At 42.8% G+C, this 16,522-nt stretch carries 17 protein-coding genes; 11 read left to right on the top strand and 6 right to left on the bottom strand.

The window, feature by feature from the left end; translation table 11 throughout:
• Window positions 1-200: 200 nt before the first annotated feature.
• Entirely contained in the window at window positions 201-626 is a 426-nt protein-coding gene (locus PN457_RS09290) for an NUDIX hydrolase (protein WP_271732848.1), read from the top strand.
• Between the two features lie 183 nt (window positions 627-809).
• Window positions 810-1,133: a DUF1825 family protein gene (locus tag PN457_RS09285; RefSeq protein ID WP_271732847.1), complete on the top strand. Its 324-nt coding sequence runs from the start codon at window positions 810-812 to the stop codon at window positions 1,131-1,133.
• A 62-nt stretch (window positions 1,134-1,195) separates the two neighbouring features.
• Here the strand turns inward: PN457_RS09285 and PN457_RS09280 are convergent, their stop codons facing one another.
• Complete coding sequence (locus PN457_RS09280) at window positions 1,196-3,118, bottom strand: transglycosylase domain-containing protein (protein WP_465248707.1); 1,923 nt, start codon at window positions 3,116-3,118, stop codon at window positions 1,196-1,198.
• A 176-nt stretch (window positions 3,119-3,294) separates the two neighbouring features.
• Between PN457_RS09280 and tyrS the strand changes: the two genes are divergently transcribed.
• The 4 genes from tyrS to PN457_RS09260 are packed head-to-tail and all read left to right on the top strand — an operon-like array spanning window position 3,295 to window position 6,427.
• Window positions 3,295-4,491 carry a tyrosine--tRNA ligase gene (gene tyrS / locus PN457_RS09275; RefSeq protein WP_271732849.1) on the top strand — a complete coding sequence of 399 codons (1,197 nt, stop codon included), beginning with the start codon at window positions 3,295-3,297 and terminating at the stop codon, window positions 4,489-4,491.
• A 53-nt stretch (window positions 4,492-4,544) separates the two neighbouring features.
• On the top strand, window positions 4,545-5,264 hold the full coding sequence (pyrF, locus tag PN457_RS09270) for an orotidine-5'-phosphate decarboxylase (protein WP_271732845.1): 720 nt from the start codon (window positions 4,545-4,547) through the stop codon (window positions 5,262-5,264).
• Window positions 5,261-5,824, top strand: coding sequence for a hypothetical protein (locus PN457_RS09265; protein WP_271732844.1), 564 nt, complete (start codon window positions 5,261-5,263; stop codon window positions 5,822-5,824). Before pyrF ends, PN457_RS09265 begins: the two co-directional genes overlap by 4 nt.
• A 24-nt stretch (window positions 5,825-5,848) precedes the next feature.
• Window positions 5,849-6,427, top strand: a complete 579-nt coding sequence (locus tag PN457_RS09260; RefSeq protein WP_271732843.1) for a Uma2 family endonuclease — start codon at window positions 5,849-5,851, stop codon at window positions 6,425-6,427.
• Between the two features lie 123 nt (window positions 6,428-6,550).
• Here PN457_RS09260 and PN457_RS09255 read toward each other — a convergent pair whose 3' ends face one another.
• Both PN457_RS09255 and PN457_RS09250 read right to left on the bottom strand, forming a co-directional pair.
• Window positions 6,551-7,495, bottom strand: a complete 945-nt coding sequence (locus tag PN457_RS09255) for a J domain-containing protein (protein ID WP_271732841.1) — start codon at window positions 7,493-7,495, stop codon at window positions 6,551-6,553.
• Between the two features lie 143 nt (window positions 7,496-7,638).
• The gene (locus PN457_RS09250) at window positions 7,639-8,316 is read right to left on the bottom strand and encodes a uracil-DNA glycosylase (protein WP_271732839.1); all 678 of its coding nucleotides are present in this window, start codon (window positions 8,314-8,316) and stop codon (window positions 7,639-7,641) included.
• Between the two features lie 331 nt (window positions 8,317-8,647).
• Here PN457_RS09250 and PN457_RS09245 point away from each other — a divergent pair, with 331 nt between their 5' ends.
• From PN457_RS09245 to thyD, 5 genes are all read left to right on the top strand, one after another.
• Window positions 8,648-10,213: a CPBP family intramembrane glutamic endopeptidase gene (locus PN457_RS09245; protein WP_271732838.1), complete on the top strand. Its 1,566-nt coding sequence runs from the start codon at window positions 8,648-8,650 to the stop codon at window positions 10,211-10,213.
• A 615-nt stretch (window positions 10,214-10,828) separates the two neighbouring features.
• Window positions 10,829-11,104, top strand: coding sequence for a TM2 domain-containing protein (locus PN457_RS09240; protein ID WP_271732836.1), 276 nt, complete (start codon window positions 10,829-10,831; stop codon window positions 11,102-11,104).
• 37 nt (window positions 11,105-11,141) lie between these two features.
• On the top strand, window positions 11,142-11,333 hold the full coding sequence (locus PN457_RS09235) for a hypothetical protein (RefSeq protein ID WP_271732835.1): 192 nt from the start codon (window positions 11,142-11,144) through the stop codon (window positions 11,331-11,333).
• 113 nt (window positions 11,334-11,446) lie between these two features.
• Complete coding sequence (locus tag PN457_RS09230) at window positions 11,447-13,885, top strand: heavy metal translocating P-type ATPase (protein ID WP_271732833.1); 2,439 nt, start codon at window positions 11,447-11,449, stop codon at window positions 13,883-13,885.
• Window positions 13,886-13,916: 31 nt separating this feature from the next.
• The gene (gene thyD, locus PN457_RS09225) at window positions 13,917-14,837 is read left to right on the top strand and encodes a thylakoid membrane protein ThyD (RefSeq protein WP_271732830.1); all 921 of its coding nucleotides are present in this window, start codon (window positions 13,917-13,919) and stop codon (window positions 14,835-14,837) included.
• A gap of 47 nt (window positions 14,838-14,884) precedes the next feature.
• Here thyD and PN457_RS09220 read toward each other — a convergent pair whose 3' ends face one another.
• From PN457_RS09220 to PN457_RS09210, 3 genes are all read right to left on the bottom strand, one after another.
• A complete protein-coding gene (locus PN457_RS09220) occupies window positions 14,885-15,127 on the bottom strand; it encodes a hypothetical protein (protein WP_271732829.1) in 243 nt (80 codons plus the stop codon).
• Window positions 15,128-15,251: 124 nt separating this feature from the next.
• Window positions 15,252-15,674, bottom strand: coding sequence for a hypothetical protein (locus tag PN457_RS09215; RefSeq protein ID WP_271732828.1), 423 nt, complete (start codon window positions 15,672-15,674; stop codon window positions 15,252-15,254).
• An 86-nt stretch (window positions 15,675-15,760) separates the two neighbouring features.
• Complete coding sequence (locus PN457_RS09210) at window positions 15,761-16,117, bottom strand: iron-sulfur cluster assembly accessory protein (protein ID WP_271732826.1); 357 nt, start codon at window positions 16,115-16,117, stop codon at window positions 15,761-15,763.
• Window positions 16,118-16,522: the final 405 nt, after the last annotated feature.

Raw genomic sequence — 16,522 nt, 5'->3', positions numbered from 1 at the left:
TCCCCAACCTTGGTGGTGCTAAATTCGTTAAGTCTCCATCTGACGGGCGGGTAATGAGCCGGGACATAAATGGTGCGCGGGGGATTTTCCTACGTGCATTGGTTGATACGCCCTCTCTTAAAGAGTGTATTTGTTAGTGAAATGTAGCAAAAAAGTATCGGAAAGTTAAGATAATTCCGAGGAATTACCCAGAAAAATCCATGATTAAGCAACCAGTTCATGTAGCGATCGCAATTCTTTATCAACAAGATAAATTCCTCATGCAACTGCGAGATAATATCCCTGGTATTCTCTACCCTGGTTACTGGGGGCTATTCGGTGGTCATCTGGAAGATGGCGAAACGCCAGATGCAGCACTCCAGCGAGAAGTAATGGAAGAAATCGGCTACAGTCTGCCAAAATTTTTTGCATTCCGCTGTTATGTAGATGATACTGTGGTTCGTCATGTGTTTCATGCACCACTCTTAGTCGAATTGAATCAACTAGTTTTAAACGAAGGCTGGGACATGAGATTATTAACACCTGAAGATATTCGCCAAGGTCAGTGTTATTCGCCAATAGCCGATGAAGTAAGAGTTTTAGGGGGTATACATCAGCGCATCATGTTAGATTTTATCGGTGATTAAGAAATGCCCATCTTGCCCCATAAGTCCCAGTCCCCTGGTACCACATAGTCAAGTGTTGAAATTCCGGTAAAAAACCGTACTTAAGCCGAAACTACTTTTCTATCTGAATTCCCTAGACTAAGATAATGATAGAGGCAAAAATATAAGCTACTGAGTCTCAACACTCAGTTTAATACAAGCAAAATGGGATTCTTTGACTCTGATATAGTTCAGCAGGAAGCAAAACAGCTGTTTGAGGATTATCAAGCACTAATCAAACTTGGCAGCAACTACGGCAAGTTTGATCGTGAGGGCAAAAAGCTATTCATCGAGCAAATGGAAGCTATGATGGATCGCTATCGCGTCTTTATGAAGCGATTCGAGCTGTCAGAGGATTTTATGGCGCAGATGACTGTGCAGCAACTCAAAACTCAGCTAGGTCAATTTGGCGTAACTCCCCAGCAGATGTTTGAGCAAATGCATCTGACCCTAGAGCGTATGAAAACCGAACTAGAAAAACAGCAGTAGTGAATTTAAATTTCTTGGTGCAATTTTAGTTTTTTTCAAAAAACTAAAATTGCACTAATTATTTATGGTTTAGGTTGCTCAAACTGGGAAGGTGGCTTAAAGTTCTGTGAAGGTACACCTTTGAGGGCTTGTTCCATAAAATCTTTCCAGATAGGAGCCACCATACCGCCACCGGTTGCACCTCTAGATAATGGTCTGTTATCGTCTCTACCCACCCAGACAGCAGTTGTTAACTGTGGTACAGTCCCGACATACCAAATATCCCTTTCAGATGAAGTTGTTCCTGTCTTACCAGCACTAGGACGACCTATATCCGCAGCTCTACCAGTGCCGTTAGTTACTACTGAACGCATAACATCAATGGTGGCTGCTGATGCCCATGGGTCGAGAACTAACCGTGGTTTGGGTGTATTATCTAACAAGATATTGCCACTACTATCGGTGACACGGGCCATAATCGTCGGTGGCGACTTCCAGCCATAATTGGCAAAGGTAGCGTAAGCACTCGCTAGTTCCAGAGGTGTTATGCCTATAGCTCCTAGGGGTAAAGAAGTCACAGGTTTCATGGGACTATTGATGCCCAAGGTACGGGAGACTTCTACAACTTTATTCATGCCTATAGACATACCCACCCTGATCACGGGAATATTACGAGACTGGGCTAGGGCGGAACGTATTGTCATTCCACCTTGAAAGCCACCATCATAGTTTCTGGGACTGTACCAACCGCTACCATCTCGATAACTAACTGGTGTATCTTGCACTATGGTATCTGGTGTATACTTACCAGTGGCAAAAGCGGCATAGAATACTAGTGGTTTAAAAGCAGAACCTGGTTGACGCTGGGCTTGGGTTGCACGGTTAAATTCACTAGTTCGGGAATTTACACCCCCTACTAGAGCCTTAACAAACTGCGTCCGGGGGTCAATAGCTACCAGAGCAATTTGATTACCCCTTAACCCCTGACTGTTCAATTTTTGATGCCAGTTGCTGACAGTTTGTTCTGCCATAATTTGGAAATCAGCATCAACAGTGGTTTGCACACGCATTCCACCTTTTATCAGTGCGTCACGCCCAAATTTTTGAACTAACTCCCGAGACACAGTATTAGTAATATAAGGTAAAGCGCTACCTTGGAAAGAGCGAATTTTGCCAAACTTAAGTTCTTGGTTGAGAGCCTGATCATATTCATCCTGGCTAATCCAGTTCAAATCGAGCATCCGCCCCAAAACTTCTCTTTGTTTGCGTTTTGCCAGTTCCATATTCGCAAAGGGGCTAAATTCTTCTGGTGCTTGAATTAATCCCGCCATCATGGCTGACTCAGCCAAGTTTAAAATTTCTGCTGACTTGTTAAAGTAACTGCGTGCTGCTGTTTGTACACCATAGTTATTATGACCCCAATAAACCTGATTGAGGTACATTTCTAGAATTTCTTCTTTCTTGAGGATTTGCTCTAACCTAATTGCTAGTACTGCTTCAGCTAACTTCCGGGTAAAAGCACGCCTGTGAGATAAAAACAAATTTTTTACCAGCTGCATGGTGATAGTAGAGCCTCCTTCGCGCACACCACCTGCTAGCAAGTTCGTTACCAAAGCACGTCCCACACCACTGGGATTGATACCGTGGTGATCGTAAAAATGACTATCTTCACTGGCTAGCACTGCCCGTTTAAGGTGCGGGGAAATTCTATTTAGGGGAATCACCTCCCGGTTAGCTTCTCCGTGAAGACTAGCTAGTAGTTTACCATTAATGTCATAGATATAACTTGTTTCCGAGGGAAAAAAGTTACGCATCTGTCTGACATCTGGTAAGTTACGGAAACTAACAGCCAGACCAACTAGCCCCCCGGCTACAATGGAGCTGGCGAGCATGGTGATTGACAGTAGAGTACCGCCAGTTATTTGGCCTACTCCTTTGAAAAACTCAAAACCTGATGAAGCGTGACCTTGCGGTTGCTTATTTGTCAAAGTCCTAGAAGACGACACGGCTTTCTTACTTCCTCACTTGTAAATATAACTGTAATTTATTCAATGAAGCTAGGCGGTTAATTTTTTGCCATTATATTAATTCGGTAGATTAAACTGCGGACATATTGCCTATGAGTATCACCAACCAGCCTTCCTATAGAGTACAAAACATAGTTAATGGTGAATCTGTGAGTATGAAAGAAAATTTTTTTTGGCTGCATCGTGGCGTGGTGGAAGTTTTCCCCCAACCAACTGATGCTGATAGTGAAACTGAAAGTTTAGAGAAACGCCTGTTAACTACGAACCGACCTTTAAGGATCAAACTGGGAATTGACCCCACAGGATCTGATATTCATCTTGGTCATAGCATACCAGTACGGAAACTGCGATCGTTTCAAGATGCTGGTCATACTGCTGTTTTGATTATTGGTGATTTTACCGCTCGTATTGGCGATCCTACAGGTAAGTCTGAGGTGCGCCGTCAGCTTACAGAAGCAGATGTGGCACGCAATGCTCAAACTTATCTTGACCAGGTGCGTCCTATCTTAGATTTTGACACCCCTGGTAGATTGGAGGTGCGTTATAACTCGGAATGGCTATCCCGGCTTAATTTAGGGGAGATTCTCGAGTTACTCTCTACTATGACTGTGGGACAGATGTTAGCCAAAGAGGGATTCGCGGAACGCTATAAAAAAGAGAATCCAATTTTCCTTCATGAGTTCCTCTATCCATTGATGCAAGGCTATGATTCAGTGGCTGTGGAAGCAGATGTAGAGTTAGGGGGAACTGACCAAAAGTTTAATATCGCTGTGGGGCGAGACTTGCAACGGCATTTTGGACAAAAGCCACAGTTTGGGTTACTGCTGCCGATTTTAATCGGTACGGATGGGGTGCAAAAAATGTCTAAGTCTCTCGGTAATTATGTCGGGTTATCAGAACACCCAGCCCAAAAATATCAGAAGTTACAAGGTGTTCCTGATAATTTACTATCTCAGTATTTTGAACTGTTGACTGATTTACCTTTGGATCAACTGCCAGAAAATCCCCGCGATCGCCAAATGCTTTTAGCATGGGAAGTTGTGCGACAATACAACGGTGAAGCTGCTGCTATTCAGGCTAAGGATGCGGCCAAAAGCGGTGGTAAGGAAGGTGCAGTTCCAGAGTTCTCCCTGGCGGGAGTCTCGGAGTTTCCTGTGAAGTTGGCTTACCTTTTGAATGTGACGGGTTTATGTAAAAGTACTGGGGAAGGTAAACGCAAAATTCAGGAGGGTGGTGTACGTCTAGATGGCGATCGCATTACTGATGTTGATACCATTTTTCAGGGGGAGAGTGAATTAGAGGGGCGGGTTCTACAAGTTGGCAAAAATAAGTTTGTCCGTTTAGTGCTTTAATGGCAGTTGGGAACAGATGTAGAGGCCTGAGCGGCTTCCCCTAGGGTACACAGATGAACACACATAAAAAGATTATTGTGCCTTTGGATGTGCCGGATTTACAAAGTGCGATCGCTCTTGTAGACCGGTTACCCCTGGTAGATTTCTGGAAGGTGGGTTTAGAATTATTTACTAGTTCTGGGCCAGCAATTCTGGAAGTTTTGAAGTCTCGCCAAAAGCGGATTTTTTTAGATTTGAAGTTTCACGACATCCCCAATACTGTGGCGGGGGCTTGTTGTGCTGCTGCTGGTTATGGGGTTGATTTACTCACAATTCACGCTACTGCTGGTCAAGATGCTTTAAAAGCTGCTTGGTCAGCTGTACAGGAGGGGGCGTTACAGGCGGGTGTGAAACCACCTCAGTTAATTGCTATCACCCTACTTACAAGTATTTCTTCTCGGCAGCTGGCAATTGATTTGAAGGTTCCCCTAGAATTACCAGAGTATGCTTTAGCAATGGCACTCATGGCTCAGGAGTGTGGGTTAAGTGGTGCTGTTTGTTCACCCCAAGAGGTAGCACAGTTAAGGCAAATTTGTGGCGATGACTTTTTGCTGGTTTGTCCAGGTATCCGCCCCAGTTGGGCACGAAAGGCAGATCAAAAGCGATCGCTGACCCCCGCCGAAGCTATACTCGCTGGCGCAGACTACCTAGTAATTGGCCGTCCTATTACTGGGTCTGATGATCCTCAGTTAGCCTGGAATCAGATCGTTGAGGAATTAACCACGTTGGCATGAAGGCAAAAGTCAGGAGAAGCAATTATCGCTGGTGGTTTATAGTTGTCTGGGGAGTCTTGACAGCAAATACTATGAATAATCCCGTATTTGCCCATATACCTATGTCACTAAACCAGAAAGAAACTCTTTGTTCTCAGACAAGTTTAGAAAAATTAACTACTCAGCTATTGCGTGATTTACCTGGCTATGCTAACCGTGCATCTCAGCGCGCCCGTCGTCGTAGTAGAAGCAGTGACATTTATAGCTATATGCTGGTGGCGGGAAAACCTGAATTTGCACCTCTACCCCTCAACATAGATGAGCGGCAAAATACAACGGTGGTTGAACAGGTTTTTTTTACTACTTTAGAAAGGCAGTATATCAGCGGCAAGGCTGTAGAATCGCAGCAATTTCACCGGCTGTTATTGACAAAATCTCTCACTGGTTGGCGTTTGGTAATGATGTTTACCCAAGAAGGTAATTATCCCCAACAGCAGGTAGTATCTCCCCCCAGGGATAGTAGTAATGGTGTGGTTGCACAAGCTGTAAAAACTTGGTTGCGAGACTGTCGGGCCCAGTAGTCAAAATTTTTCAGGTAAACAGTCATGATAGCTATTCCTCAACCCAGCGGAAAAATGTCAGTTCAAGAATATCTGGAATGGGAACCCCAGCAAGATATTCGTTATGAATATGTCAAAGGCGAAATTTTCGCCATGACGGGGGGAACAATTCCCCACAATGATATTACCCTCAACCTTTATAGTGCCTTACGTCCTCATCTGGGTGCTAAAGGTTGTCGAATCAATGTCTCAGATGTCAAAGTCCAAGTTTCTCCAGAAAGTCCTTATTATTATCCCGATCTGATTGTCAGCTGTCATCCTCAAGACATTAAAGCCCAGAAATTTATTCAACATCCTAGGATAATTGTGGAAGTTCTTTCCCCAGGAACTAGCGCCAGAGATAGAGGTGAAAAATTATCAAATTATCTGCAAATGCCGAGTTTACAAGAGTATCTTTTAATTGACTCAGAAAAAATTGCCGTTGAGCGTTACTCAAGGGGGGAAGGTAGAATGTGGCTTTATTATCCCTATATCCCAGGAGACATGATTACTCTAGCAAGTATTGATTTTGAGTTTCCTATTGAACTCCTCTATGAAAATCTAGTATTTGGGAGTCAGGAATAAAATAATAACTACACTGGTAATCTCAAAAAAATACCAGATTAATATTCACCTATGAAATCAAGATAAATATTTCTTAAGTATCTAAATTTAAACCACACCATTACTTTGATTTTATGAGGGAATTTATGATCGACCAATCCCTATGCCTAAACCAAACATGGCAGCTACAATACCAATCCCAACTACAACTTTTGTAGCAGTCTTGAGAGTTTCACTAAGATTTTCAGCATCTTTTCTCTCTTGAATAGCCTTCAGCAGGTAAAATTGGTCTTCATCACTCAGACTGGCAATGTAATCTTCTGAAAGAATTTCAATGGCAATTGATTTGAAGAATTTAATACGTTTTCTTTGGTATGTATTTAAATTATTTAGTTGATTTTCTCGTTTATTTTTAGCATCAAATTTATCTGCATCTGCCTGATTTTTGATTGTTTTAATTTGCTCTGCTGCTCTTGTATTGATAGTTGGTGATAAGACTCCTACCAAGCAAACTAAGAGCCAGAACCCAGTCCAAAGTAAACCTATTAAACCAAATGGTAGTCCGAAAAAAGCAACGAATATAAATAAAAGACAATTTGTTATCTTCTGTCCAACTGTGAATCCTTCCAAATTTTCTTTTGTGTATTTCGCCCAATCTTCTTGATTGTATCTCAGTGCATCTAATTGATTTTTAACAGATAGGTCAATTTGTTTCTGGCGCTGCTGATATTCTGCTTCAATTTTTCCTTTTAATCCTTCCAGTCTTTCAGCTACTTGTTGCATTTTTTCAGGATTAAAAACATTATTAACTGTAGAAACCTTGGATGTATTGTTTTGAGATGAATCTACATCAGTATAATAACTTAAATCATATTGTCTTCTTTTTTCTGGATCACTAAGTGTAGAATAAGCTTCGTTAAGTTGCTTAAATCGTTCTTCTACATATTTGCGAGCCTTTGCAGGAGTACCGGGAGGCATTTTATCAGGGTGATATTCCTGACAAAGAAGTCGATAAGCAGCTTTAATTTCCTGAAAAGTAGCCTTCGGTGTAATTTCCAGGATTTTATAGTAGTCTTCCTTGTTTTCCATAATCTTTATGGCTGGATTCTCCAGATATCAGAGCTACTATATAATTTATCATTGAACCAGTAACACTTATTTGGTGGAACTGATCTTCTTTGTTCAAATAGCTTTGCCTGAAAACGGTGATCAGTCAGAATCCTTAAATTCTGCTATTTTTCAGTAATTTCATCTAACTTAGCGCGGACTGCTTGCATATCTTGCCACATTAACCATTTAGGCTTACCTACTTCCTTAGAAGGGTTACGCAGCAAATAAGAAGGGTGAAAAATCGGCATACACAAACGCCCCTCCCACTCCATCCACTGACCGCGAATTTTGGTCATTGCTTGTTTATCGCCGGTGATACCTTTTACCGCTGTTGCACCAGTGAGTAAAATTATTTTCGGGTCAACAAGGCGAATTTGTTCTAACAAGTAGGGTTTGCAAGCGGCAATTTCATCAGGGGTAGGGACTCGGTTTTGTGGTGGACGACACTTATTAATATTGGCAATATATACATCACGTTCAGTACTCAGATTCACAGATGCTAATATTTTCTCTAGTAACTGTCCTGATCTGCCGACAAATGGTAAACCAGTCTCATCTTCACTTTGACCAGGGGCTTCACCTATGACCATAATTGGTGCTTGGAGATGACCACGCCCGACAACAGCATGAGTCCGACTGTCTCCCAAGGTACAACGGTGACAGTGATGACAATCCTGTGCCAACTCGCTAATATTCTTGTATGTTCCCGGTATGATGGGTATTTTTGCGTCTGTAGGAATTAAATCTCGCGGATTTGAGTTGGGGTGGTCAAAAAGGTTGAGTTGGATGTCGCTGCTCATGAAAACCAAAATTTTAGGTTAGCAACAGATGACTCTATTGCTGGCTGAGTCATGATATTACCATTTTGCAGTAGCGTTCATAAAACCCAACCCCAGCATCAAGTACTGACATCAATATAGAAATCCGGTTTGGTTTCTGATTTGATTTGTCTAGGTAGGGAACACCGAACAGGTAAGAAGAATTGCCGTTTGTACTGAGTCTTGTTCAAAAATCAAATAGAAGTCCTATATATTAAAAATATTAATATATTGATCAACCTGCGGCTGTTTCTTGCAAAGATTATGAAGCAAAGGGTAAGCCTTGCCCTGGTGAATTGTTCAAGGGGAATAGATGACGATTAAGCGGTTAATTTTATTTTTTGTCCTCACACCGATAGCAGTCCTGTTGTCAGTCTCGTCTTTATTCGGTAGTTTACAAGAACCCCAGTTTCAGACAACTTTGGAACTGTACCAAACTAATATTGCACTCCAAGCCCAAACTTGGCAGCCAGAAGATATTAATGACGATAATTTGTCAGCAATTAAATCCGCCATTGTGGGAGATCAACCTCTAGAAAGTGCTACCAAGCAATATCAGCAGGTACGTGAGTCGGTTCAAACAAATTGGGATAAGGTTCAAAACCAACTTGCTCAACCTCAGACTATTCCCCTACCTCCTAAACCTTTAGGAGGGGAACCCCCCCAAAGTCAGGCTTCGCCTGAAGACAAGCAAGAAAAGTTACGGCGATCACTCCAACAACTGCAAAAATTACGGGCTGACTTAGACTTAAGTCTGGGAATTTTACAAGCAAAGCAAGGACAGACAGATACGGCCATCCAGACTTGGGAAGAATTGCAGCAAACCGGGGGAGTAAATCCAGTGCGGGAAACTGCTGCTGTGTTGACTGGGTTATGGAGTACTCCCCCCCGTGTCTTACCCAATGCTCAACAGCTGATTAATCAAAATTTAGATGGTTGGTTTCGCTCTACTGCTTTAATTGAACTGTATCAACTGCAACAACGACAGGCAGCTTTATCGGAAATTAGAGCGGAACAACAAGAAGCTGCTAGCCAGTCTGTGACAAAACTAGCCCTAATTGCCACAATTCCCACGGTGACAGCATTAATAGGTCTAATATTACTGGTTTTCTTGATTGGTCAGCGTTTGCTCAAGGGGAAAGCTGCTTTATTGGCTCGCAATGCTGATTTATCTTGGTCAACGCCTTGGGGTGGAGAAACCATTTTACAAGTTTTTGTGGTGGGCTTTTTCTTTATGGGGCAAATCTTTGTGCCTCTGTTGCTATCCCTATTACCCATAGAGCGCCCTATTGTCAATGTGCGCTTTCAGGCTTGGTCGGTGTTAGTTAGCTATATGATGGTGGCATCGGGTGCACTGCTGGTGCTGTATTTATCGATTAAGCGTTTTTTGCCGCTCCCAGACCAATGGTTTCGCTTCCGGTTGCAGGATGGATGGTTTTTATGGGGATTTGGGGGTTATTGCGCGGCTTTGCCGATAGTGGTACTGGTGTCGTTGATTAATCAACAATTATGGCGGGGTCAGGGGGGTAGTAATCCTCTGTTACAACTAGCTTTGGAAAGTCAAGATAGTATGGCTCTGGGGCTGTTTTTTTTGACGGCTGCGATCGCGGCCCCCATTTTTGAAGAACTGCTGTTTCGCGGCTTTTTATTGCCTTCTTTGACTCGTTATGTACCTGTGTGGGGAGCAGTTATTTTCAGTAGTTTGTTGTTTGCGATCGCCCATTTGAGTTTATCAGAAATCCTGCCTTTAACAGCTTTGGGTGTGGTTTTAGGGATAGTGTACACGCGATCGCGTAATCTCTTGGCACCTATGCTTGTCCATAGTCTGTGGAATAGTGGCACTCTACTGAGTCTCTTTATCTTAGGTAGTAGTAATTAATATAACATTGCTACACGGTTGATAATTTGTCAACGATTTGTTTTTATTTGCATATAATAACTATTGCACACCAAAATTCCCCACTCAGTTACTAGGCTGATCAGCTAATGTTGTACTTGTAGCAAAGTTTCCTGAATCATCGGGAAATAGCATCTACAAATAATACAAGTACTATGCATTAGTATTTAATTAATCCCACAAAACACAGCTAACTGCACTTGAACCCTATATCCTTGTAGGGAATGGGGCGCAGGTTAACACAGCGGCTGTGGTCTTGTAATATTAACGAATTGTTAATATTAATTAGAATATAGTCATCCTATTTGAGTTGAGAAATTATCAGTGAGGAAAGGGAACAGGGAACAGAAATTGTTCATGAATCATTTAGGATTGCTATACTTTCCAAATATACTCAGAGGAATTATTCCTCTGGATCATATTGTCAACTGGGTATTTAAACTAGACCAGTTAGCTTTAATGATGAATGTGGAAAATGTAGCTTGCAAAAACTTCAAAATCTATTTAGTCAATATTTACTGAAAAAATATGTTGGGTCATTTAAGTATCGATTAAAATTCTAATTTTATATTCACTTCCGAGCCGAATAGAACTAATATGGCAAATTTCAACACCACTCAACCAACTAAACAACTGATTGCTGGTTACTGCGGCATTATTTGCGGAGGATTTGGAGTTCATAAATTCGTTCTGGGATATACTCCAGAAGGCTGCATCATGTTGATTATAGCTTTAGTTGGAGGTTATTTTACCTACGGCATTAGTTTATTAATTATGCAGCTTGTGGGTTTAATTGAGGGCATGATCTATTTAAACAAAACCTCGGAAGATTTTGTTAATACCTATTTTGTGAATAAGCAGGGGTGGTTCTAGAAGTTGCTATTAGCCAGAGGAAGTTATTTTTAGAGATATGCTAACAATTAAACCTAAATCTCTCACATGGGCGATGTTGCTGCTGCTGGGTATGGGCTACTTCAGCGCCGTGTCTATTTTGGACATTAACTATTTTGGTAAGAGTCTGATTGCTATGATGCCTATACAAGTGGTAGCTGTGATATATGTAACTTATATCAGAAAGATGGCTACAAAAATTCAACATTAGCGCATAAGTTTATGATGATTGAAGTTCTGTCAAATCTCCAAATTTCGCCTACGCTCAAAAGAGGTACGCTTTTATTAAGGCGTTGAATTTTCGTAGCCAACTCAACACTTGTCATGCAACTGACCCCGAAAACTCAGTTTACTCCAGAACGAAGCCCGACCTTAGAGAAAATTATCCTCGATGTGGGGGGGATGAAATGTGCTGGATGTGTAAGCGCTGTAGAGCGACAGCTAACCCAATATCCAGGAGTGAAAAGCGCCTGTGTGAACTTGGCTACAGAGGTAGCTGTGGTAGAGTCAGAACCTGGTGCAGTGGACCCGGACACACTAGCACAGCGATTAACATCAGCTGGATTTCCCTGTCAACCGCGTCAGACTAGGGGAAAAGTAGCTGGAGAAACTACGCTTGAAGAAAAAGAAGCACAAAAGCGCCAAGAAATGCGTTCTTCATTGCAGCAGTTAATCATTGCTGGGGTGCTGCTGGTGTTGTCAGGAATCGGACATTTTGAGAATATAGGCTTGTCGATCTTCTCAGAATTAAACAATATCTGGTTTCACTGTGGATTGGCAACATTGGCCATAATCATTCCCGGCCGCCCCATTATAGTAGAGGGTTGGCGGGGATGGCGGCGCAATTCGCCTAATATGAATACTCTGGTGGGATTGGGAACGCTGACAGCCTACACTGCTAGTTTAGTAGCGCTGCTATTCCCCAAAATGGGCTGGGAATGCTTCTTTGACGAACCAGTAATGATGCTGGGTTTTATCCTCCTGGGTAGGACTTTAGAACAACAAGCCAGAGGAAGAGCGTCGGCGGCCTTTAGAGAATTGCTCACACTCCAACCACAAGTAGGACGGTTGATTCTCAACCCAGACCCGGAAAAAATAGGTTTGGGAACCAATATTATGGAGATTCCCGCAGAAAGGGTGCGTGTTGGTGAATGGTTGCAAGTACTACCAGGAGATAAAATTCCTGTGGATGGTGAGGTGCGCTTTGGGCAAACAACGGTGAATGAGTCCATGCTCACCGGGGAATCTGTACCAGTGATGAAGCAGCCCGGAGATATGGTAGCTGCTGGAACTATTAATCAGTCAGGAGCATTGGCTATAGTCGCCACTCGAACTGGTAGGGATACTACTTTGGCGCAAATAGTTACCCTAGTAGAAACAGCACAAACGCGTAAAGCGCCAGTGCAAAAGTTAGCCGATACGGTGGCGGGTTACTTTACTTATGGTGTGTTGACGGCCTCTGTATTGACATTTGTTTTTTGGTTTTTTTGGGGTACTCACATTTGGAGTGATGTGACGGTTTCTGGGGGTATGGAAATGATGAACCATTCCCCAATGTCTCATACAGAGGTCATGGATGGGGTTCTTACCCACTCTCCTCTGCTAACCAGCTTGAAACTAGCGATCGCGGTTATGGTTGTGGCTTGTCCTTGTGCTTTGGGACTGGCGACCCCGACAGCAATTCTTGTAGGAACCGCCATGGGTGCTGAACGGGGTCTGTTAATCAAAGGTGGTGATGTCTTGGAAACAGTACACCAGTTAGATACTGTGGTATTTGATAAAACAGGTACTCTTACAACTGGTAATCCTACTGTAACAGATTGTCTACCTATGGGAGAATGGAAGGATGACAAACCCTACTCTCTCCTACAACTAGCAGCAGCAGTGGAAAATGGCACTTACCACCCCTTAGCTAAAGCCATTCAACAAGCAGCACGGGAGCAAAATCTATGTATTCCTGACGCTGTGGATTTTCATACGGAACCGGGATTGGGTGTATCTGGTGTTGTGGAGGGTCTGTCTGTAATTTTGGGTAACTGCGCTTTCTTGAGTCAGCATGGCGTGACTTGGAGTGACGCTGCAGAACAGATGATCCTACAGCTAGCAGAAGATGGTAAAACAGTTGTGGGGGTAGCAGTTGGGGGAAATTTAGCCGGACTGATTGCTGTGCAAGACCCCCTGAGAGCGGATGCTCAAGCTACAGTCAACCAGTTGCGTCATATGGGTTTACGGGTTATTTTGCTCAGTGGCGATCGCTATGAAGCAGCTAAGTCCGTAGCTGAACAACTAGGACTAGATGGCGCTGATGTGATGGCTGGGGTTCTCCCCAGTCAAAAAGCGGTTCTGATCCAGGAATTACAAACACAATCAGCCTCTAAAGTCGCTATGGTTGGCGATGGTATTAATGATGCGCCGGCTTTATCACAAGCAGATGTCGGCATTGCTTTATATTCGGGAACAGATGTAGCCATGGAGACGGCGGAAATTGTCTTGATGCGCGATCGCTTAAATGATGTTGTCGCTTCAATTCAACTGAGTCGCTCTACTTTCAACAAAATCCGCCAAAATCTATTTTGGGCATTTGCATACAATACTATCGGTATTCCCTTAGCTGCGGGTGTATTATTACCCAGTTTTGGGTTTATTCTTAGTCCATCTGGGGCGGCAGCATTAATGGCTTTTAGCTCTGTGAGTGTTGTTACCAACTCAATCTTATTGCGCAATTGGTCGTCAAAAATCAAAGACTCATCACCGCTCGGTTAAAATAAGGGTTTGGTGGAAGTGCATTAAGATTATGAAAGTAGCAATTACAGGAGCAACAGGATTTGTCGGTAGTCGTTTGGTGGAAAAACTGCACAAGGAGGGTCATCAAATACTGGTGTTCACCCGCAACCCTGCTACAGCGGTGAAGGTTTTTCCCCCAGGGGCTTTTCCTCAAGTAGAAATTGTAGCCTATACCCCCACTGTGTCTGGTTCTTGGCAAGAAGCTATCAACCGTTGTGATGGTATAGTTAATTTAGCGGGAGAACCCATTGCTGAGGAACGCTGGACACCAGAACAAAAGCAGAAAATCCTCAATAGTCGCCAGCTAGGTACGCAGAAAATTGTCGAAGCTATAGCTCTGGCTAATCCTCGTCCCTCTGTGTTAGTTAATGCTTCTGCTATTGGTTATTATGGCACGAGTGAAACTGCTACCTTTGATGAAACCAGTTCACCTGGTGAGGATTTTCTAGCTCAAGTCTGTGAAGCCTGGGAAGCAGAAGCCCAAAAAGTTGAAGATGCTGGTGTCCGCTTGGTTATTCTGCGTTTTGGCATCGTTTTAGGCAATGGTGGCGCTTTGGCGAAAATGATTACACCTTTCAAGCTGTTTACAGGTGGACCCCTTGGTAGTGGTCGCCAGTGGTTATCGTGGATTCACTTAGATGATTTAGTAAATCTAATTTTGCAAGCTTTAACTAACCCGGGGATGAAAGGTGTGTATAATGCCACTGCTCCTCATCCTGTGCGGATGGCAGAGTTAAGCCAAACTTTGGGGGAGGTTATGCAACGTCCTTCCTGGTTACCCGTTCCTGGCTTTGCTCTGGAGCTGCTGTTAGGGGATGGAGCTATGGTAGTTTTGGAAGGTCAAAAAGTTATGCCTCAAGGTACTTTAGAGGCTGGCTTTAAGTATCAATATCCTCAATTATTACCAGCATTGCAAGAAATTATTGGGTAGGTTTTCACACCGGAGGAAAGAGGACTAATGTCCTCACTAAAAAACTGTTAATTAGCCTGAAATTTGCGGGAAATCCAACTAATTAAACCGCTAAGGATAGCGCCCCCCATCAGGATACCAATTGCTGGGTTAAACAGAGGTTGCCAAAGTTGATGCCATAAATCTAAACCGAGGTTGATTCCCGCAGCATCGCCAAAGGCGGCGATCGCTAACCAGCCAAAGCCAAATAAAACTAAGAATACATCAGCAACTAAAATCAAGTTTAGCCAGTTTAATAATTTTTCTTTCATACTGAGAATTGGAGTTGAAAAACCGGTATAGATATAAAGGGCTTGGGAAATTTTTTGGTTTCCCCTGTATCCCCCTAGAAGTTTTCCTCTGGGGAGAAAAACCCGGGGGATCTGATCCTAAATTTTAGGACTCAAATAGCCAGGTTTTAACTTTTGCCAAACTTTGCCAATCTGGTTTCCGGCTTAAACCATCGGCAATACTATCTTTAATATCGCTTTCCCATTCTGGGTTAACAAAAATTAACTGTTTGGCAAAATCAATATGTTCTCGTAATCCTTTTTGACCTGTTTCCAGCATTGAAACCGCCAAATTAATTCTGGCTTGTGGGTCTTGTGGATTTAACTTCACCGCCTTGTATGCTGCTTTGTAAGCCAAGTTGGGTTGATTTTCTAGCAAGTACAACCAAGCTAAACAAATCCAAGCAGAACTTGTTTTCGGGGCGCGATCGCACACTTCTTGAAATACTGGGATTAAAGATTCTGCTGGTTCACCAGCTTTATAGCGTTCCAATCCTGTATCAAACAGGAATTCAACTGTTTGAGCCATAGCAAATCAGTTAATAGTTATATAATCAATAGTCAGTAGTCAGCCGTCAATAGTCATGAACAACTGACAACCAACCACTGACAATATTACACTCCAAACGACTTACCGCAACCACAGGTTTGGGCTGCATTGGGGTTAGTAAATTGGAAACCACCACCAATCATGGCATCGCTATAATCGAGCATTAAACCATAGAGATATAATAGACTTTTGCGATCGCAAACAATTTTGAAGCCATCGTAATCAAACACTTCATCATGAGGAGTGATCTTGCTGGTGTCCTCAAAGTCCATCATGTAAGACATCCCAGAGCAACCACCTTGACGAACTCCCACTCGTAAGCAAAGTTCTTCTCCTTGCTTTTGTTGGAGGGATTTAACCTGGCGCAAGGCTGCTTCACTTAGTTGAATTCCACGTTGTTGAGACTGAGTTGCTTGTGTCATGTTGCCGTTTCAACTCCTTTAATGGTATAATACTTAACCTATTTAGGTGTTTGATAATTCTCGGATCACCATTGAGTTTTTGCTCTTATTGTAGCGAGACTGAGATGATTATTTGCCAAATTGTAAACAATTGGTCAAAAGTAGCCAAAACTTTTTATCCTAGAATGGAAGGATTGGGTATTTCCAGAGTTCGGCTCCTTATAACAACCATCAGTTGCAACTACTCTTCAGGTGTGGTCTTAGAAAGATTTTACCCAAGGCTAGCTGCTATATAAAACCTAGACAAAGCTAGAGTTTACTTTCTACTTCAACGGGAGCATGGGAGCGGTTATCCCTTAGTAGACTTGCACGCCTTAGCCAGACGCGATATTTCTCTTAAGATTTACAAGAAAGACTACCGCTATC

This window comes from Anabaenopsis arnoldii, assembly GCF_028331025.1.
Taxonomy (GTDB): Bacteria; Cyanobacteriota; Cyanobacteriia; order Cyanobacteriales; family Nostocaceae; genus Anabaenopsis; species Anabaenopsis arnoldii.
The sequence above is the reverse complement of the archived record's forward strand: the minus strand, read 5'-3'. Positions and strand labels throughout refer to the sequence as shown.